The following is a 19,560-nucleotide window of genomic DNA, read 5'->3' on the forward strand; positions in this document are numbered from 1 at the left end:
TGTTTAGATGTATAATTGCCAGTCTGTCCTAATGGCTGAGCCGGTCAGGACGGACGTACAGTTAAACAGTTGCCTCATCACTGAGGCGTTGCAAGCATTATGCAGAAAGTCCGTTTACTTGTTTAGCAAGTCTTGACTTGTAACGCGCAGCTGCGTTTTTGTGTACAAGACCAGTTTTAACGGCTTTGTCAATGCGTTTTGCAGCAGAAGAAAGAGCAGCTTTTGCTTGCTCAGCATCGTTGTTAGCTACAGAAACTTCAACTTGTTTAATCGCAGTACGCATCGCAGACTTGATTGTTGCGTTGTGTGCACGGCGTTCGTTATTCGTTTTTGTACGTTTGATCGCTGATTTAATATTTGGCATGTGTTTCACCTCCTAAGATACAACCTAAACACAATTGTCTTAAGGTTAAATCTTCACAATAGAACAAGTTGTATTCTATCAAACACACCTTTAGAATGCAATATAAATGTAAAGTATTTTTCATTGATGAAGCGCTCGAATGTTTCTTTAAAGAGATGGAAAGACTACTGTTAATTACTTGGTGGAAGGAGTCTTTTTATGGAGAAACAGAAACTTGATTTAAGTGCTTATCAAATCCGGACAGACTTGGCTGTTGAAACAAAAGAGATACTAGAACAAGAGAACGATCCGAATGTCGTCAAAAAGGACGGAATTCAAGGGATTGTCGAAAAGGAAAAAGAGGAGCACGGCATCCGTATACGCACAGTGGAGATCACGAAAGAAGGGGAGGAGCTGACCAGCAAAAAGGCAGGAACATACTTGACGCTTGAGGCGCAGGGCATTCGGGAGAAAGATTCTGAGATGCAGGAAAAAGTCGTCGAAGTATTTGCGCGTCATTTTGCTCAGTTTTTAAAAGACCGAGGCATTCAGGCTGATGCGAGCTGTCTTGTAGTAGGACTAGGAAACTGGAATGTCACGCCAGATGCGCTAGGCCCGCTCACGGTTGAAAGCCTGCTTGTGACCCGGCATCTCTTTGAATTGCAGCCGGAAAATGTACAGGAAGGGTATCGCCCAGTGTCCTCTTTATCACCGGGAGTGATGGGACTGACCGGTATTGAAACAAGCGACATTATACAAGGTGTAATCGAGCGGTCCAAACCTGATTTTGTCATTGCAATCGATGCTCTTGCTGCTCGTGCAGTGGAACGGGTGAATACCACGATTCAAATCTCTGATACAGGCATCCATCCCGGTTCAGGTGTAGGGAATAAGCGGAAAGAATTAAGCAAAGAAACGTTGGGGATTCCAGTGATTGCGATTGGCGTTCCAACAGTGGTAGATGCAGTAACCATTGCAAGTGACACAATTGATTATGTCTTAAAGCATTTTGGTAGAGAACTGAAAGATGACCGGCCGTCCCGCTCTCTTGTGCCGGCTGGTTTGACTTTTGGGAAGAAAAAAGTGCTAAACGAAGAAGACTTACCAGATGAGGAAACGCGTCAATCATTTTTAGGTATCGTAGGGACTCTTCCGGAAGAAGAGAAACGGCAGCTGATTCATGAAGTACTTGCGCCGCTAGGGCAAAATTTAATGGTCACGCCTAAGGAAGTGGATACATTCATTGATGATATGGCAAACGTACTCGCCAATGGATTAAATACAGCACTCCATCAAAAAATCTCTCAAGATAACATGGGTTCTTATAATCATTAATCGGTTCTACTTTCTCTAGCTCGCTCATAGTGTAATTACTAGAAAGCGTGCTGGAGGGAGTAAATCATGAAAAAAAGACCCCGCCGTCCTCGACAGTTGGTCGTTGCGATTAATGGAACAAAAGTAGTGAAAAGCATTTTCTTATTTATAGCCTCGCTTGTTGTGGTGTTTGTGATGTCAGGGGCGTTGACATCTTTAAAGCCAGAGCTGAGGCCGCAAGCCTCGCTATATGGTGTAGCAGATGAGCTTTCCGGAGCGTTCTTCGCTACATTAATGGGTATGGAAAATCAATATTTCGCCTCAGCAGTCCCGAAAGATCAAAAAGGGTTTCATTTCTCTGGACTGTCACTCAAGCTTGCGACTAGTATCAATTTAGAAGACCCGCGTAGTTTTCTAGGGAGAGAACTCCCAGGTTTTGAACATTTTGATACAAAAATCATCTTAGCGGGTGAAGGAACAGACTATACCAACATGCCAATGGAATCGCCGCCGCCAAGTGAAGTCATCCAAGATGAAAAAGAAGCAAATTTGGCAGAGTTGGACAAGCTCGACAAAGATGTGCCGAAAAAGCCTGCGAAAGAGCCGGACCGGTCGACAGGAAAACGAAAAGCCGTGTACATTTACCACACGCATAATACGGAATCATATTTACCATTTTTAAAAGGAGAAACGAATCCAAACAATGCACGGCACTCAAAAGTGAATGTCACCCTTGTCGGCGACATGTTCGGAAAGGCGCTTGATCAGCAAGGAATCGGGAATACGGTCGACAAAACGGAAGTTGAAAAAAGGCTCCTGCAAAAAGGATTAAAGTATCCTCAATCTTATAATGAATCAAGATTGGTCGTAAAAGAAGCCTTAGCGAAAAATGATGACCTCGAATACTTAATTGATATCCACCGTGACTCAAGAAGAAAGAAAGACACCACTGTCGAGATCAAAGGAAAAAAATATGCGAGAATTGCGTTTGTTGTAGGGAAGAAGAATCAAAGCTATGAGAAAAATCTCAAGCTTGCGACGGAGTTCCACCATTTGATGGAGAAAAAATATAAAGGTCTCAGTGTCGGTGTGTTTGCCAAAGGAGAAATTGGCGATAATGGAATTTATAATCAAGATTTATCCGACAAAGCCCTACTTTTAGAATTTGGCGGAGTGGATAATAATATGGAAGAGTTGAAAAATGCATCCAATGCAGCAGCTGATGTCTTCAGCGACATTTTCTGGGACGCGGAAAAGGTGAACGGCAAAGCAAAGGATGAGAAAAAACGCTCTTAAGGTGGTGACGGTGCATGGGATCATTTATTGGAAAAACCATTATTTTAGGACTAGTCTTGCTATTTGGCGTCTTTTTAGGAATGCAGCAGGCGAATAATGGCATGCTGCAAATGAAGGGTTACCATGACCCGCAATTAAAAGGCGCGTTCTCCATCCAAATGAACGACGATGAAGAACGAGAAGCCTCTATCTTAGGAACGGCTGTTACAGAAAAGGATCTTGCCGAAAAACAAAAGCAGCTTGAGGAAATAGAGAGCTTTAATGCCTTCTCCAAGGCAGGAAAAGCGCTGTCTGATGGCATGACACATGCAGCCCGTTCTCTTTATGATTGGATGAATGGGAAATAAATAAATCAATACCATATGACTAAAGCCGCTGACCGATGAGCGGCTTTTCTTGATTTCGATTGAATCTTTACAGCCCTATTGATATAATCTAAGCTAGCGCAACCCGCGTTTTATAGTAGGAGTGATAGATTGTGACAGATAAAGAAAAACGATTAGAACGGCAATCAAGAATTCGAAATTTCTCCATTATCGCCCATATTGACCATGGGAAATCCACATTGGCGGACCGTATTTTGGAAAAAACAGCGGCGATTACTCAGCGAGAAATGAAAGAACAATTACTTGATTCCATGGACTTAGAGCGTGAACGCGGCATAACGATTAAATTAAACTCTGTCCAGCTGAAATATAAGGCGAAGGATGGAGAAGAATATATTATGCACCTGATTGATACACCAGGGCATGTCGACTTCACCTATGAGGTATCTCGAAGCCTTGCTGCCTGTGAAGGTGCGATTCTTGTAGTAGATGCAGCACAAGGAATTGAAGCACAGACACTTGCGAACGTTTATTTAGCTCTTGATAACAACTTAGAGATTCTTCCGATTATCAATAAAATCGATCTGCCAAGTGCAGAGCCTGAGCGTGTAAGAGAAGAAATTGAAGATGTCATCGGGTTGGATGCGTCTGAAGCTGTTCTCACCTCTGCTAAGGCGGGTATTGGGATCGAAGATATTTTAGAACAAATCGTCGAAAAGGTGCCGGCACCTGCTGGAGACCCAGAAGCACCGCTTCAAGCGCTTATTTTTGATTCTCTCTACGATGCGTATCGCGGCGTTATTGCGTACATACGAATTGTTGAAGGAACCGTCAGACCAGGTCAGAAAATCAAAATGATGGCGACGGGCAAAGAATTTGAAGTGCTTGAAGTCGGCGTATTCACACCAAAAGCCATGCCGACAGATGAACTCACTGTTGGAGATGTTGGCTACTTAACAGCAGCGATTAAAAATGTCGGTGATACACGTGTGGGGGATACGATCACAAGTGCGGAGAACCCAGCGAAAGAAGCGCTGCCAGGATACAGAAAGCTGAACCCAATGGTGTACTGCGGACTTTATCCGATTGACACAGCGAAATATAATGACTTACGTGAAGCCCTAGAAAAGCTTGAATTAAATGATTCTTCCCTTCAATATGAGGCAGAGACATCCCAAGCACTTGGCTTCGGTTTCCGCTGCGGCTTTCTTGGAATGCTTCATATGGAAATCATCCAAGAACGGATTGAACGTGAATTCAAAATCGATCTTATTACGACAGCACCAAGTGTTATTTACGATGTGTATATGACAGACGGAGAAAAAATCGTCGTAGATAACCCGTCCAATCTGCCTGATCCGCAAAAGATTGAGCGAATTGAAGAACCATACGTGAAAGCAACAATGATGGTGCCGAATGACTATGTAGGCTCTGTCATGGAGCTTTGCCAAGGAAAGCGCGGCAATTTCATTGATATGCAATACCTTGATGCAAACCGAGTGAGCATTGTGTACGAAATTCCTTTGGCGGAGATCGTGTACGAATTCTTTGATCAGCTAAAGTCCAACACAAAAGGCTATGCGTCCTTTGACTATGAGCTGATTGGCTATCGCCCATCTACTCTAGTGAAAATGGATATCATGCTGAATGGCGAAAAAATCGATGCCCTTTCCTTTATTGTTCACCGTGATTACGCATATGAACGAGGCAAGATCATCGTAGAAAAGCTGAAAGAACTCATTCCACGCCAGCATTTTGAAGTACCAGTTCAAGCAGCGATTGGACAAAAAATCGTGGCTCGTTCTACCATTAAAGCGATGCGTAAAAACGTACTTGCTAAATGTTATGGTGGAGACATTTCCCGGAAAAGGAAGCTTCTTGAGAAGCAAAAAGAAGGGAAAAAGCGCATGAAGCAAGTGGGCTCTGTTGAAGTCCCGCAAGAAGCATTTATGGCTGTGCTGAAGATGGACGACAGCACACCAAAAAAATAACACCCTCAAGGCAACCTGCTTTACAATGTCAGCCTTGGCGTTTATAGTCGAAAACAAACAAAGGTGCCGCAGCGATAAACTGCGGCTCTTTACCTGTAAAGAAGGTGTCATCAAATGAAAGCAGCATACATTCATATTCCATTTTGTGAGCACATTTGCCACTATTGTGATTTCAATAAATTTTTCATTAAAACGCAGCCAGTCGATGAATACTTAGCGGCTCTTGAAAAAGAGATGCAGCACACGATCGAGCAAAAGGGCGAGCAAGAACTAAAGACGATCTTTATTGGCGGGGGAACGCCGACATCACTGACCGTCAGCCAGCTAGACCAGCTCATGAACAGCATTCACCGAGTGTTAAAACCGGCAAAACATCTGGTTGAATTTGCAGTGGAAGCAAACCCAGATGAATTATCACTCGAGAAGCTGCATGTGTTAAAAGCAGCCGGCGTCAATCGGCTAAGCTTTGGGGTGCAAACCTTTGAAGACGATTTACTCAAAAAAATCGGACGAGTTCATCAAAAGAAAGATGTCCTCACGTCTTTCCAGCGAGCAAGAGCCGTTGGATTTGACAACATTAGCCTCGACCTCATGTTTGGATTGCCGCATCAAGAAAAGCATCATGTGATGAATTCACTTGAGACAGCTTTCTCATTAGGGGCAGAGCATTATTCTGTCTACTCACTGATAGTGGAGCCGAAAACAGTTTTTTACAACTTAATGCAAAAAGGCAAACTGCATTTACCGCCGCAAGAACGTGAGGCTGAAATGTATGAGCTTGTGATGGATGAAATGGAGCGACATGGATTAAAGCAATACGAAATTAGCAATTACGCAAAACCTGGCTTTGAAAGCCAGCATAACCTGACCTATTGGAGCAATGAAGACTACTTCGGTTTCGGTGCAGGAGCACACGGGTATGTAGATGGCATCCGAAATGTGAACGCAGGGCCTGTGAAGCATTACTTGGAACTGATTGAGCAAACTGGGTTCCCGTATAAGGAAACTCATCAGGTCACAAAAGCAGAGCAGATAGAAGAAGAAATGTTCTTAGGCCTTCGAAAGATCGAAGGGGTGAAAAGTGCCGACTTCCAAGCCAAATATGGTGCTGCACCAGAAGCTCTTTTTTCCACTGTTCTTGAAGAATTAGAAGAAAAAGGTCTCATTGTAAAAGATGACATCGGCATTCGTTTAACAAGAAAAGGGAAATTGTTAGGAAATGAAGTATTTCAAGCGTTTCTCGGTGAGTTATAATTGACATTTTAATTTGAGTTTGGTAATTTTGTTTATACAATTAGCACTCGTTGAAAGAGAGTGCTAACAGGGGTGATGATGATGTTAACAAATCGTCAGCTTTTGATTCTGCAAGTCATCATTAATGACTTTATTCGTTCGGCGCAGCCAGTGGGGTCAAGGACTCTTTCTAAAAAAGAGGACATCACATTCAGCTCTGCGACGATTAGAAACGAAATGGCTGATTTGGAGGAACTTGGTTTTATTGAAAAGACCCATTCTTCATCTGGAAGAATTCCTTCAGAAAAAGGATATCGTTATTATGTAGATCATTTGCTCTCTCCGCGAAAACTGTCGTCTAAAGAACTTGTGCTCATCCAGTCGGCTTTTCAGGAGAAAATTTTTGAGCTGGAAAAAACAGTTCAAAAATCGGCGGAAATTTTATCAGATCTCACAAACTATACATCGATTGTGCTTGGTCCAAAGCTGAGTGAAAATCGATTAAAGCAAATTCAACTTGTCCCCGTTCAGCCAAACAAAGCAGTAGCGATCATGATTACAGATAGCGGGCATGTTGAAAACAAAACCATTACCTTCTCTGAGCATCTCGATGTCTCCGATATTGAGAAGCTGATGAATATTTTGAATAGCCGATTAGCTGGCGTTCCAATGGACCAGCTGAAGGACAGGATGTATAAAGAAGTGGTCATGCTTCTGCGCACACATTTAAAAGATTATGATCACATTTTAGATGCGCTGGGCAGCACATTTACATCGACACAAAATGAATCAAAACTTTTCTTTGGCGGGAAGATTAATATGTTGAATCAGCCAGAGTTTCATGACATCGACCGCATTCGCTCACTCATGATGCTGATTGAGCAAAAGAATGATGTCATGCAGCTGTTTCATCCAAATCAGCAAGGAATCACCATTAAAATCGGTTCAGAAAACAATTTGGAAGCAATGGAGAACTGCAGTTTGATCACAGCCACTTATTCGATTGATCAAAAATCACTTGGCTCCATTGCCATCATCGGTCCAACCCGCATGGATTACGGGCGAGTCGTTAGTCTTTTGCATCATGTATCAAAAGACTTGTCAAACGCACTTTCCAATTTGTATGATGAGTAGGGTGATAAAAGATAGGGGCATTGCCCCTTCGTATTCTTGAATCTTTTGAGGGAGGTGAACACAATGTCAGAAGAAAAACAGACACCTGAGCAAGAAGCAGAGGTTGAAGCACAAGAAGAAGCAGTTCAAGCAGATACTGAGGAAGTAACACATGATGAACAGTCTGCCTTCCAAGAGAAAATCGATGAATTGCAGCAGCTTCTAGATGAAAAAGAAAACAAAATTCTGCGTGTTCAAGCAGATTTTGAAAACTATAAACGCCGTGCTCGAACTGAAGTGGAGACCGTGCAAAAATATCGTTCTCAACATGTTGTCAGCGATCTTCTCCCAGCTCTTGACAACTTTGAAAGAGCGCTTGGAATTGATCCAGACAATGAGCAGACGAAAAGTTTGTTAGAAGGAATGCAAATGGTTTACCGCCAGCTGGTAGAAGCGTTGAAAAATGAAGGCGTTGAACCGATTGAAGCTGTCGGCAAAGAGTTCGATCCAAACCTTCATCAAGCCGTCATGCAAGTTGAAGATGAAAACGTCGATTCAAATATCGTAGTAGAAGAATTGCAAAAGGGCTATAAACTCAAAGACCGAGTTATTCGTCCATCAATGGTAAAAGTAAATCAATAACTACATAATGGGAGGTCATCGATTATGAGTAAAATCATTGGGATTGACTTAGGAACAACAAACTCATGTGTTGCAGTACTTGAAGGCGGAGAGCCAAAAGTTATTGCAAACGCTGAAGGAGCACGTACAACACCATCTGTTGTCGCTTTTAAAAACGGAGAGCGCCAAGTTGGTGAAGTAGCGAAACGTCAATCAATTACAAACCCGAACACGATCATGTCTGTTAAAAGACATATGGGTACAGATTATAAAGTAGAAGTTGAAGGCAAGAACTATACACCGCAGGAAATCTCTGCAATCATTCTTCAACACCTTAAATCTTATGCTGAAGGCTATCTTGGCGAAGAAGTAACAAAAGCTGTTATCACAGTTCCTGCTTACTTCAACGATGCAGAACGCCAAGCGACAAAAGATGCTGGTAAAATTGCTGGTCTTGAAGTAGAACGTATCATCAACGAACCAACAGCAGCTGCACTTGCGTATGGTTTAGATAAAACAGAAGAAGATCAAACGATTCTTGTATACGACCTTGGCGGCGGTACATTTGACGTATCAATCCTTGAGCTTGGAGACGGGGTCTTTGAAGTACGCTCAACTGCTGGTGACAACCGTCTTGGTGGAGACGATTTTGACCAAGTTATCATTGATCACCTAGTAGCTGAATTCAAAAAAGAAAATGGTATTGACCTTTCTAAAGATAAAATGGCGCTTCAGCGTTTAAAAGATGCTGCTGAAAAAGCGAAAAAAGATCTTTCTGGTGTATCTTCTACACAAATCTCATTGCCATTTATCACAGCTGGAGAAGCAGGTCCTCTTCACCTTGAATTAACGCTGACGCGTGCTAAATTCGAAGAGCTATCTGCAGATCTTGTAGAGCGTACAATGACACCTGTACGTCAATCATTGAAAGATGCTGGTTTATCTGCTAGCGAGATTGATAAAGTCATCCTTGTTGGTGGATCAACTCGTATTCCTGCAGTACAAGAAGCAATCAAAAAAGAAACAGGCAAAGAGCCTCATAAAGGTGTAAACCCTGATGAAGTGGTTGCTCTTGGTGCGGCGATCCAAGGGGGAGTCATCACAGGAGATGTCAAAGACGTTGTTCTTCTTGACGTAACACCACTTTCTTTAGGAATTGAAACAATGGGCGGCGTATTCACGAAGCTGATTGAACGTAATACAACAATTCCAACAAGTAAATCTCAAGTATTCTCAACGGCTGCTGACAACCAAACAGCGGTAGACATCCATGTCCTGCAAGGTGAGCGCCCAATGGCTGCAGACAACAAAACATTAGGCCGTTTCCAATTGACTGACATCCCGCCAGCACCACGCGGCGTACCGCAAATCGAAGTATCTTTTGATATCGATAAAAATGGTATTGTCAACGTACGTGCGAAAGATATGGGTACAGGCAAAGAGCAAAACATCACAATCAAATCTTCTTCAGGTCTTTCTGATGATGAGATCGAAAAAATGGTGAAAGAAGCAGAAGAAAATGCTGAAGCAGATGCGAAGAAAAAAGAAGAAATCGAAGTGCGCAATGAAGCAGATCAATTAGTGTTTACAACTGAAAAAACATTAAAAGATCTAGAAGGCAAAATCGATGAAGAGCAAGTGAAAAAAGCAAACGACGCGAAAGATGCACTAAAAGCTGCGATCGAAAAAGGCGAGCTTGAAGACATCAAAGCGAAAAAAGATGAGCTGCAAACAATCGTTCAAGAACTAACGACAAAGCTCTATGAAGAAGCTGCAAAACAAGCACAAGCTCAGCAAGAAGGCGGCGCTGAAGGTGCTCAAAAAGCAGATGACAATGTAGTGGATGCAGAATACGAAGAAGTAAACGACGATCAAGAGAAAAAATAATCACCTTTACTTTTGAAAAAGACTGCTGAAACGTACTCGTCAGAAAGTCAAAGTCAGGATCTCTTGGCTTTGACTTTTTTTCTTTCCAATGATGAAAGCAATTGAAAAAGGTCAAATCAAAATGATACAATCGTATTTATGTGAGAAAATCGGGAGTGTGAAGAGATGAGTAAGCGTGATTACTATGAAGTGCTTGGCGTGAGTAAGAGCGCCTCAAAAGACGAGATCAAAAAAGCATACCGCAAGCTTTCAAAAAAGTATCACCCTGATATTAATAAAGAAGCTGGCTCAGATGAGAAATTCAAAGAAGTAAAAGAAGCCTATGAAACCCTTTCTGACGATCAAAAACGTTCGCAATATGACCAGTTCGGTCATACCGATCCAAACCAAGGCTTTGGCGGCGGCGGTTTTGGCGGAGGAGGAGACTTTGGCGGCTTCGGTGGCTTTGATGACATTTTCTCTAGTATTTTTGGCGGCGGAGCCAGAAGAAGAGATCCAAATGCACCGCGTCAAGGAGCAGACCTGCAATATACAATGACGCTTTCATTTGAAGAAGCAGCATTTGGGAAAGAAGCAACGATTGAAATCCCTCGCGAGGAATCATGTGAAACATGTCATGGATCAGGGGCAAAGCCTGGGACAGAAGCAAAGACTTGTTCACATTGCGGCGGCTCTGGTCAATTAAATGTTGAGCAGTCAACTCCGTTTGGTAAAGTGGTCAACCGCAGAGTATGTAACTACTGCAGCGGAACAGGAAAACAAATCGATCACAAATGTTCTACATGTGGCGGCTCTGGTAAAGTGCGTAAGCGTAAGAAAATCAATGTAACGATCCCAGCAGGTGTTGACGATGGTCAGCAGCTCAGAGTGTCTGGTCAAGGGGAACCAGGTGTAAATGGAGGACCTCCAGGCGATCTATTTGTTGTGTTCCATGTGCGTTCGCATGAATTCTTCGAACGTGATGGAGATGACATTTACTGCGAAATGCCGCTAACTTTTGCACAGGCTGCATTAGGTGACGAAATTGAAGTGCCGACATTACACGGTAAAGTGAAATTGAAAGTCCCTGCTGGCACGCAAACTGGCACGAAGTTTAGACTCAAAGGAAAAGGTGTGAAGAATGTACGCGGCTATGGCCAAGGCGATCAGCATATCGTTGTACGAGTCGTCACACCGACAAATTTAACGGACAATCAAAAAGATATCATTAGAAAATTTGCTGAAGTGAGCGGAAATAAACCGGACGAACAAGAAATGAGCTTCTTCGATAAGGTGAAACGTGCATTTAAAGGCGAGTAAGACGGATAAGGAGTTGGTAGTATTGAAGTGGTCAGAAATTAGCGTCCATACAACAAATGAAGCGGTGGAACCGATCACCAATATTTTGCATGAAGCAGGTGCTAGTGGTGTCGTGATTGAGGACCCGCTTGATTTAGTCAAGGAACGTGAAAATGTATACGGTGAGATCTACCAGCTCGATCCGAATGACTATCCTGAAGAAGGGGTCATCGTCAAAGCCTATCTTCCAATGAACAGCTTTTTAATGGAAACGGTAGATGAGATCAAAGAAGCCATCAATAATCTTCTTCTATACGATATTGATCTTGGACGAAATACGCTGTCCATTTGTGAAGTAAATGAAGAAGAATGGGTCACCGCATGGAAAAAATACTATCATCCTGTGAAAATCTCTGAAAAATTCACCATCGTTCCAACATGGGAAGAATATACTCCGGTTCATTCTGATGAACTGATTATTGAAATGGACCCAGGAATGGCCTTTGGAACAGGGACACATCCAACAACCGTTCTTTGTATTCAGGCGCTTGAGCGCTATGTGAAGGAAAACGATACGGTGATTGATGTTGGAACAGGCTCCGGGATTTTAAGTGTGGCAGCAGCGATGGTTGGTGCAAAGGACATTCAAGCCTTTGATCTCGACACCGTTGCGGTTGAAAGTGCGAAGCAAAACATCGAGCTAAATGGTGTAAGCGAACAAGTGACGGTCAAGCAAAACAACTTACTTGATGGGATTTCAGGTGAACGTGATGTGATCGTCGCCAACATTCTCGCAGAAGTGATTTTGCGCTTTACAGATCAAGCCTATGACTTATTGAAGAAAGATGGCTATTTCATTACATCAGGCATCATTGGACAAAAGAAATTACAAGTCAAAACAGCACTAGAAGAAGCAGGTTTTGACATTGTTGAAGTGCTGTCAATGGAAGATTGGGTCAGCATTATAGCGAAAAAATAAAGCGAGTAGGTGTCAGGACACGTATGCAACGATATTTTATCGACCTCACGAAAGAAGAAGTGATCGCAAAGGGATCTATCGTCATCAATGGTGAAGATGTACATCACCTTTCCAACGTCATGCGCATGAAAGCAGGGCAGGAAATCCTTTGCTTAACGACAGACGGCTTTGAAGCGCTCAGTAAAATTGATACAATAACAAAGGAAGAAGTCATTTGTCACGTTGAAGGCTGGACAAATCAGGACAGAGAGCTTCCGGTAAAAGTAACAATTGCGAGCGGTCTTCCAAAAGGAGATAAGCTTGAGCTGATTATCCAAAAAGGCACAGAGCTTGGCGCAAGTGCATTTATCCCATTTCAAGCGGCTCGTTCTATTACAAAACTTGACCAAAAGAAGTCACATAAAAAACGAGAGCGCTGGGAGAAAATCGCGAAAGAAGCAGCTGAACAGTCCTACCGGAATATCATTCCTCGTGTTGATCCAGTATCAACATTTAAAGAGCTGACTCAATTAGCTGGTGAATTCGATAAATGTGTCGTTGCATACGAAGAATCATCGAAAGAAGGAGAGCAAAGCCGCTTTCAAACTGTGCTTCAACAGATGAAAGGCGGACAAACCTTGCTAGTGGTTTTTGGCCCTGAAGGCGGTTTGGCAGAAAAGGAGATTGACGAGCTTGAAACGCTTGGTGCAGTCATTTGCGGGCTCGGACCACGCATTTTAAGAACGGAAACAGCTCCTCTTTACGCGCTTTCTGCTATATCTTATCAAACAGAGTTATTAAGAGGTGAATCATGATGGGAACAGTAGCGTTCCATACACTTGGCTGTAAGGTCAATCACTATGAAACAGAAGCGATCTGGCAGCTGTTTAAAGAAGCAGGCTATGAAAGAAAAGAGTATGAATCAAAAGCAGACGTATATGTCATTAATACATGTACGGTCACGAATACAGGCGATAAGAAAAGCCGCCAAGTTATTAGAAGAGCCATTCGTCATAACCCGGATGGTGTCATTTGTGTAACAGGCTGTTATGCGCAAACATCTCCAGCAGAAATCATGGCGATTCCTGGCGTTGATATTGTCGTTGGAACACAAGACAGACATAAATTACTCGGTTACATTGAAGAATATCGCAGAGAAAGACAGCCGATTAATGGGGTTGGCAATATCATGAAAGCACGTGTGTTTGAAGAACTCGATGTTCCTGCATTTACAGACAGAACACGCGCTTCATTAAAAATCCAAGAAGGCTGTAACAATTTCTGTACATTCTGCATTATTCCTTGGGCTCGCGGACTTCTTCGTTCTCGTAATCCAGAAGAGGTCATCAACCAAGCGCAGCAGCTTGTGGATGCCGGCTATAAAGAAATTGTATTAACAGGTATTCACACAGGCGGATACGGAGAAGACTTAAAGGATTATAACTTTGCAAAGCTTCTGAAAGAATTAGATGAACGTGTCATCGGTTTAAAACGAATCCGTATTTCATCTATCGAAGCAAGCCAAATTACAGATGAAGTGATTGAAGTGCTTGATCAGTCAGATAAGATTGTCAGACACTTGCACATCCCGCTTCAATCTGGCTCGAATACAGTCCTGAAAAGAATGCGCCGTAAATATACGATGGAATTCTTTGCAGAGCGTTTAACAAAGCTGAAAAAAGCATTGCCAGGCCTTGCTGTCACCTCTGATGTGATTGTTGGATTCCCTGGGGAAACAGAGGAAGAGTTTTTGGAAACGTACAATTTTGTCAAAGACCATCAATTCTCTGAACTACACGTATTCCCTTACAGCAAACGTACAGGTACGCCAGCTGCAAGAATGGAAGATCAAGTGGATGAAAATGTGAAAAACGAACGCGTCCACCGCTTGATTGCTCTTTCTGACCAGCTTGCGAAAGAATATGCATCAGCTTATGAAGGAGATGTCCTAGAGATTATTCCGGAAGAATCCTTCAAAGAACAAGAAGGAAAGCACAATCTTTATGTGGGATATACAGATAACTATATGAAGGTTGTTTTTGAAGGAACAGAGGACATGATCGGCCGTTTGGTCAAAGTGAAAATCATGAAAGCGGGTTATCCTTATAACGAAGGACAATTCGTTCGTATCAGTGATGATGTGCAAACAGACAAAGTGAGAATGACCTCATAATAGATAAAAAAACCGGCTGCCAAAAGGGCAAGCTGGTTTTTTTATTTTGACTGATTTGGTAAAAGACATAAGATCAATGTGTGAAATGGATGAATGAACGGGAAGAAAAGCAAAGAGCTTGCCACATTAAACAGCAGGCTGAAGTGCGCAATTTGCTGGGCTGGAGCGTTTGCAAGAAGGGCGACGAATTCCGTCATCATGGCGAGAAATGGGAGACATAAAAGCACGCCGAGCACATTAAACAAAACGTGTGCATAAGCCGTTTGACGTGCTGCATAGCCGCCAGATATGGCAGCCATTACGGCTGTAATACATGTCCCGATATTTGACCCTAACACAAAGCTTATGCCTTCCTGAAGCCCAACAGTTCCTTCATTCATAAACCCCATTAAAATGCCGATACAGACGGAGCTCGAATGAACAATCGCTGTGAAAATGGTACCCGAAAGCAGCGCCGTCCAGTCAGAATGCTGCATCATTTCAAGAAAGCGCAATGTCTCAGGTTGACTTGTCATCATACCTGCAATTTTAGAAAAGCCTTGAATACAAAAAAAGATCATCCCGAGCCCAAATATACTTTTTCCTGCATGCCTAAAAGATTTCCTGCCTAACATGATGTATATCAGACCAGCTAGGATTAAGACCCACATGAAAACATCCATTTTAATGGCGATAAATTCTGTTGTAAACGTGGAGCCAATATTGGTGCCAAGAATCATTGGAATGGATTTTTTAAAAGAGAGAATGCCTGTACTGACAAAGCCGATCACGATGACCATAAACGCTGAACTGCTTTGAAGAATCCCTGTAAATACGATGCTAACCAAGAATGCTTTTATTGGGTGATCTGTAAAGAGAAGAAGTGATTTCTCAATACGAGACGACGCAAGCGCCATTAATCCTTTTCTCAGCAAACCCATTGACCATAAAAAAATGAAAATAAGTGCACAAAAATAAATGATCGCCATCATAGAAAAGTCCTCCTCTTACCAATGAATATATGGACTTGTCTACCTGCTCATGACGAAAATATATTTCCAAATCACTTAGTTGACCTCACACTAGGCTTATATTATAATGTCTAGGTACATGTTTTGCATGTATATCTTTTTTTAATGCAGTCGATTGGTGTATTCGGAGGGAGGGAAAGAGAATGTCAAAAACGGTCGTTAGAAAAAACGAATCGCTTGAAGATGCTCTTCGTCGCTTTAAACGCAGTGTATCCAAAACTGGAACATTGCAAGAAGCAAGAAAGCGTGAATTTTATGAAAAGCCTAGCGTAAAGCGCAAGAAAAAGTCTGAAGCTGCTAGAAAACGTAAATTCTAAAGAGGGTGGATTTTATGAGTCTTCTTGAGCAATTAAATACTGATATGAAGCTTTTTATGAAAAACCGTGAGAAAGACAAGCTTGTTGTCATTCGTATGGTAAAGGCTTCGCTCCAAAATGAAGCAATTAAGCTTAAGAAAGACAGTTTGACCGGCGATGAGGAACTAACCGTCCTTTCCCGCGAGATTAAGCAACGTAAAGACTCCCTCCATGAATTTTCGAAAGCTAATCGCTTAGATTTAGTAGATAAAGTTCAAAAAGAGATTGACATCTTAGACGTTTATTTACCTGAACAGTTTTCTGAAGAAGAACTGCAAACGATCGTGAAAGAAACGATCGCTGAAACAGGTGCTTCATCGAAGGCTGATATGGGTAAAGTCATGAGCGCTATTATGCCAAAAGTAAAAGGTAAAGCTGATGGTGCTGTCATTAACAGACTTGTCAGCGAGCAACTGTCTCAATAAAAAAGTATCCTTCTATTGTTAGAAGGGTACTTTTTTTATACCTTCATCATTCTGTCATATAAAAATGAAACCTATGATACATTTGTAACGTATGTAAAGGAACGGTAAAATGGAAGATAGAGAGGAGGGATCACCAAATAGATGAAAAAAATAAAAATTTCTATTGCTCTCTTCAGTTGTTTTATAATATGCTTGTTATTAGGGGTTCAATTGACCGCGAAATCAGTAGATCAGAAAGTTCATGTTATCCCAATTGAAGATACAGTAGAAAAAGGACTTTCTAAATTTATTGAACGATCATTTGAGCAGGCAAAGTCCGAACGAGCGAAACATATCATTCTAGACATCAATACACCAGGTGGTGCAGTCGATGCGGCGCTTGAGATTGCAGATACCATTCGTGCGTCTGATATCCCTGTGACAGCATTTGTGAATCATAGAGCGCTTTCAGCCGGGGCATTCCTTGCACTAAATGCCGACGAGATTTATATGACCCCAAATGGAAAGATGGGAGCTGCTGCGATCATTGATGGGGAAGGCAATGCTGCCGATCAAAAATCTGAATCGCTATGGCTTGCTGAAATGAGTGATGCTGCCGAAAAGCAGGGGCGTGATCCGAAATATGCGCTTGCGATGGCTGATCCAGACATAGATGCGAAGGATGCTGGTGCACCAAAAGGAGAACTGCTCACCTTTAATACGGATCGAGCGCTTCAATTTGGTTACGCAGAAGGTGAAGCGAAGAATTTAGATGACTTGCTTCAGAAGCTGAAATTAGCAGACGCTTCTGTTCAATACGATGAAGTGAGCTTTGCTGAAAAGGTTGCGCGCTTTCTCACGCACCCAATCGTCATTCCAATCCTTTTATCCATCGCAAGCTTAGGGTTAATTGTTGAGCTCTATTCTCCTGGCTTTGGGGTTCCAGGCACCATGGGAGTGACAGCGCTTCTTTTATTCTTTTATGGACATCTCGTGGCTGGTTTTGCAGGATATGAGACGTTGTTCCTGTTCTTAGCAGGGATATTGCTCATTATTCTGGAATTGTTTTTGCCGGGGGGAATCGTAGGTGTCATTGGACTGATCTGTGTTGTTGCCAGCTTATTTTTAGCAGCTGGAAGCTTTACAGAAATGGCGATTTCCATCTTGATTGCCACTGCTGTTTCAATCATAGCAGTTATTTTATTGACAAAGGTGTTGGGGAAACGTATGAAATTTTTTAAAAAGTTCATTTTAACCGATTCAACCAATAAAGAAAGCGGTTATGTCTCAAATGAAACAAGAGAGGATCTTGTTGGACAGATCGCTGTTACATTAACAGCGCTTCGCCCATCTGGGACGGCTGTACTCGGAGATGAGCGCATTGACGTTGTGTCAGAAGGTGCGTTTATTGACAAGGATGAACAAGTTAAAATCGTCAAAGCGGAAGGCTCACGCATTGTCGTGAGGAAAGTATAGATAACTGATTTTATAGGAGGAATAAAATGGATCCATCTACTTTACTATTATTTGTGATTATCGCAGCAGGTCTGATCGTTCTATCGATCTTCTTCACCTTTGTACCGGTGATGCTGTGGATTTCTGCCTTAGCGGCTGGCGTAAGAGTGAGCATTTTTACACTTGTAGGAATGAGACTTCGTCGAGTCATTCCAAACCGAGTGGTCAATCCGCTCATCAAAGCACATAAAGCAGGTCTTGATGTGACGATTAACCAATTAGAAAGTCACTACCTGGCAGGTGGTAACGTTGACCGTGTTGTGAACGCATTAATCGCGGCTCAACGTGCGAATATTGAATTGAACTTTGCACGTTGTGCAGCGATCGACCTAGCAGGCCGTGACGTACTTGAAGCTGTACAAATGAGTGTAAATCCTAAAGTCATTGAAACACCATTTATCTCTGGTGTGGCAATGGACGGGATTGAAGTAAAAGCCAAAGCACGTATTACAGTTCGCGCAAACATCGAACGACTTGTCGGTGGTGCAGGGGAAGAAACAATCATTGCTCGTGTAGGTGAAGGAATTGTCTCTACAATCGGTTCATCAAATAATCATAAAAAGGTTTTAGAAAATCCAGATATGATTTCTCAAACGGTTCTTGGTAAAGGATTAGATTCAGGTACTGCGTTTGAAATTCTCTCGATTGATATCGCAGATGTGGATATCGGTAAGAACATCGGGGCGATTCTGCAAACGGACCAAGCAGAAGCAGACAAAAACATCGCACAAGCGAAAGCGGAAGAACGCCGCGCAATGGCTGTTGCCCAAGAACAAGAAATGCGTGCAAGAGTTGAAGAAATGCGCGCGAAAGTCGTAGAAGCAGAGGCTGAAGTACCACTTGCAATGGCTGAAGCATTACGCGAAGGTAATATTGGAGTCATGGACTACATGAACATTAAGAATATCGATGCTGATACGGATATGAGAGATTCATTTGGTAAAATGACAAAAGGTCCATCTGATAATGAAAACAAATAAGCATCCTCTCACGCTTTAAGGAGGGAGCCCAATGGACATTCTATTTGAAAATCCGTTACTAATTGCGATTATCATCGGTATCATCTCTGCTGTATTTGGGAAAATCGGCAAACAAGAGGAGAAGGAACAAAACAACCAGCAACATAAGCCGGCTCCTCAGAATAAGCCTATGCCTCAAAAGAAAGCAGAACAAACCAGCCCGAACCCAGTCAAAACAGACCAGTTGGACGATTTCGGCGATGTACATGATCATGGCGGGATGAAGAAACAAGGTTCACAGTCCTTACAGGATCGTTATACCGCTACACTAGCTGAAATGGAAGAAAGAAAAAGCGAGCTGAATAAAGAGTTCAAATCTCTTGAAAGGCAGCTGACCAGACCGAAAGCTTCTGCTGCGGAAATGAAGCCGTACGTCATTGACAGGCTTAACCAAAATACTGTTGTTCAAGGCATGCTTCTTGGAGAAGTATTTGGAGAGCCGCGCGCGAAAAAGCCGCACAGAACGATGAAACGGCCATATAAAAGATAAAGAAGAAAGTCCCTTTATATAAAGGGACTTCAGGCTGTCGAGAAAATCTCGACAGCTTTATTTTTTCCCTTAAACTTTCCATCTCCTCATTTTATAATAGAGAAAAGCATACTAAAGGAAGGTGTTTTTCTCATGTTCCACACTAGAAATTCTTCTCAGCACGAAGCCGAATTTGTATTGCTAGATCAACTGGTCGAAGAGGATCACCTGCTTCGTAAAATTGATCAGTACAT

General features: G+C 42.4%; 19 protein-coding genes. 17 read left to right on the plus strand and 2 right to left on the minus strand.

Translation table 11 applies throughout. The annotated features are described in order from the left end of the window. Positions 1 to 97 precede the first annotated feature (97 nt). On the minus strand, positions 98 to 364 hold the full coding sequence (gene rpsT / locus ACP7A0_RS07580) for a 30S ribosomal protein S20 (RefSeq protein WP_008342485.1): 267 nt from the start codon (positions 362 to 364) through the stop codon (positions 98 to 100). A gap of 198 nt (positions 365 to 562) precedes the next feature. On the opposite strand from rpsT, the gene gpr reads away from it, so the two are divergent. From gpr to mtaB, 12 genes are all read left to right on the plus strand, one after another. Further along, positions 563 to 1,678, plus strand: coding sequence for a GPR endopeptidase (gene gpr, locus ACP7A0_RS07585; protein WP_034661368.1), 1,116 nt, complete (start codon positions 563 to 565; stop codon positions 1,676 to 1,678). 66 nt (positions 1,679 to 1,744) lie between these two features. Then, on the plus strand, positions 1,745 to 2,953 hold the full coding sequence (locus ACP7A0_RS07590) for a stage II sporulation protein P (RefSeq protein WP_034661367.1): 1,209 nt from the start codon (positions 1,745 to 1,747) through the stop codon (positions 2,951 to 2,953). 14 nt (positions 2,954 to 2,967) lie between these two features. Beyond that, positions 2,968 to 3,300 carry a YqxA family protein gene (locus ACP7A0_RS07595; RefSeq protein WP_034661365.1) on the plus strand — a complete coding sequence of 111 codons (333 nt, stop codon included), beginning with the start codon at positions 2,968 to 2,970 and terminating at the stop codon, positions 3,298 to 3,300. Positions 3,301 to 3,431: 131 nt separating this feature from the next. Next, positions 3,432 to 5,270: a translation elongation factor 4 gene (gene lepA / locus ACP7A0_RS07600; protein ID WP_024423038.1), complete on the plus strand. Its 1,839-nt coding sequence runs from the start codon at positions 3,432 to 3,434 to the stop codon at positions 5,268 to 5,270. A 114-nt stretch (positions 5,271 to 5,384) separates the two neighbouring features. Next, a complete protein-coding gene (gene hemW, locus ACP7A0_RS07605; RefSeq protein ID WP_187703970.1) occupies positions 5,385 to 6,524 on the plus strand; it encodes a radical SAM family heme chaperone HemW in 1,140 nt (379 codons plus the stop codon). 81 nt (positions 6,525 to 6,605) lie between these two features. Beyond that, complete coding sequence (hrcA, locus tag ACP7A0_RS07610) at positions 6,606 to 7,637, plus strand: heat-inducible transcriptional repressor HrcA (RefSeq protein WP_034661363.1); 1,032 nt, start codon at positions 6,606 to 6,608, stop codon at positions 7,635 to 7,637. 63 nt (positions 7,638 to 7,700) lie between these two features. Beyond that, entirely contained in the window at positions 7,701 to 8,258 is a 558-nt protein-coding gene (gene grpE, locus ACP7A0_RS07615; RefSeq protein ID WP_034661362.1) for a nucleotide exchange factor GrpE, read from the plus strand. Positions 8,259 to 8,282: 24 nt separating this feature from the next. Further along, positions 8,283 to 10,124, plus strand: a complete 1,842-nt coding sequence (gene dnaK / locus ACP7A0_RS07620; RefSeq protein ID WP_034661361.1) for a molecular chaperone DnaK — start codon at positions 8,283 to 8,285, stop codon at positions 10,122 to 10,124. A 165-nt stretch (positions 10,125 to 10,289) separates the two neighbouring features. After that, a complete protein-coding gene (dnaJ, locus tag ACP7A0_RS07625; protein WP_003217525.1) occupies positions 10,290 to 11,423 on the plus strand; it encodes a molecular chaperone DnaJ in 1,134 nt (377 codons plus the stop codon). A 22-nt stretch (positions 11,424 to 11,445) separates the two neighbouring features. Further along, positions 11,446 to 12,381: a 50S ribosomal protein L11 methyltransferase gene (prmA, locus tag ACP7A0_RS07630; RefSeq protein WP_426004734.1), complete on the plus strand. Its 936-nt coding sequence runs from the start codon at positions 11,446 to 11,448 to the stop codon at positions 12,379 to 12,381. 23 nt (positions 12,382 to 12,404) lie between these two features. Continuing rightward, positions 12,405 to 13,175 carry a 16S rRNA (uracil(1498)-N(3))-methyltransferase gene (locus ACP7A0_RS07635; protein ID WP_034661360.1) on the plus strand — a complete coding sequence of 257 codons (771 nt, stop codon included), beginning with the start codon at positions 12,405 to 12,407 and terminating at the stop codon, positions 13,173 to 13,175. Further along, complete coding sequence (gene mtaB / locus ACP7A0_RS07640; protein ID WP_034661359.1) at positions 13,175 to 14,533, plus strand: tRNA (N(6)-L-threonylcarbamoyladenosine(37)-C(2))-methylthiotransferase MtaB; 1,359 nt, start codon at positions 13,175 to 13,177, stop codon at positions 14,531 to 14,533. The genes ACP7A0_RS07635 and mtaB overlap by 1 nt, the downstream gene beginning before the upstream one ends. A gap of 41 nt (positions 14,534 to 14,574) precedes the next feature. Here the strand turns inward: mtaB and ACP7A0_RS07645 are convergent, their stop codons facing one another. Next, positions 14,575 to 15,504 (minus strand): Na/Pi symporter, encoded by a 930-nt coding sequence (locus ACP7A0_RS07645; protein WP_426004737.1) that lies wholly within the window; start codon positions 15,502 to 15,504, stop codon positions 14,575 to 14,577. A 182-nt stretch (positions 15,505 to 15,686) separates the two neighbouring features. Between ACP7A0_RS07645 and rpsU the strand changes: the two genes are divergently transcribed. The 5 genes from rpsU (at position 15,687) to ACP7A0_RS07670 (ending at position 19,327) form a co-directional block, all read left to right on the plus strand. Beyond that, on the plus strand, positions 15,687 to 15,860 hold the full coding sequence (rpsU, locus tag ACP7A0_RS07650) for a 30S ribosomal protein S21 (protein WP_003152957.1): 174 nt from the start codon (positions 15,687 to 15,689) through the stop codon (positions 15,858 to 15,860). A 14-nt stretch (positions 15,861 to 15,874) separates the two neighbouring features. Further along, entirely contained in the window at positions 15,875 to 16,324 is a 450-nt protein-coding gene (locus ACP7A0_RS07655; RefSeq protein WP_060596656.1) for a GatB/YqeY domain-containing protein, read from the plus strand. Positions 16,325 to 16,465: 141 nt separating this feature from the next. Beyond that, positions 16,466 to 17,779 (plus strand): NfeD family protein, encoded by a 1,314-nt coding sequence (locus tag ACP7A0_RS07660; RefSeq protein WP_106036875.1) that lies wholly within the window; start codon positions 16,466 to 16,468, stop codon positions 17,777 to 17,779. Positions 17,780 to 17,805: 26 nt separating this feature from the next. Then, entirely contained in the window at positions 17,806 to 18,798 is a 993-nt protein-coding gene (gene floA / locus ACP7A0_RS07665; protein ID WP_034661354.1) for a flotillin-like protein FloA, read from the plus strand. Positions 18,799 to 18,829: 31 nt separating this feature from the next. Continuing rightward, complete coding sequence (locus ACP7A0_RS07670) at positions 18,830 to 19,327, plus strand: hypothetical protein (protein ID WP_426004741.1); 498 nt, start codon at positions 18,830 to 18,832, stop codon at positions 19,325 to 19,327. Positions 19,328 to 19,560 lie beyond the last annotated feature (233 nt).

The organism is Bacillus sp. DWP3-1, assembly GCF_049896565.1.
In the GTDB taxonomy this organism is placed as follows: Bacteria; Bacillota; Bacilli; order Bacillales; family Bacillaceae; genus Bacillus.